Below are 456 nucleotides of genomic sequence, written 5' to 3' on the forward strand. Positions count from 1 at the left end.
TACGACCTGCGGACCGTCCGGGAGATCCTCGACGACCTGGCCGCCGTCGAGGGCGGGTTCGAGTGGCGGATCAGCGCCCACCGCGACCCCGTCACCGGCCACCGAATCAAACGGTTGCAGCTGGGCCATCCGGTCATCCGGACGGGGACGAGCGACATCGTCCTGACCCGGCCCGGACCGGTCCTGTCCTACTCCTGGCCCGTGGACGCCACCACGCAGGCCACCGTGTGGCAGTCCCGGGGCGCGTCCACCAACACCAACGCCTCCGCGGAGTCCGTCCCGCTGATGTCCGAGGTACTCCTCGACGAGGCCGCGCACGCCGCCGGCTGGCCACGGCTGGACGGCACCAGCGACTACACCACCGTCGAGCAACAGACCACGCTCGACGCCCACGCCCGCAGTGACTGGGCCGCCGCCCGCACCCCGCGCACGATCCCCGAGATCACCGTCTCCCTC

General features: G+C 71.9%; 1 pseudogene. It reads left to right on the forward strand.

The annotated features are described in order from the left end of the window. Positions 1-456: pseudogene (locus tag G3I78_RS48250) on the forward strand (hypothetical protein); the annotation flags it as partial.

This window comes from Streptomyces sp. SID13726 (genome assembly GCF_010548375.1).
GTDB lineage: Bacteria > Actinomycetota > Actinomycetes > Streptomycetales > Streptomycetaceae > Streptomyces.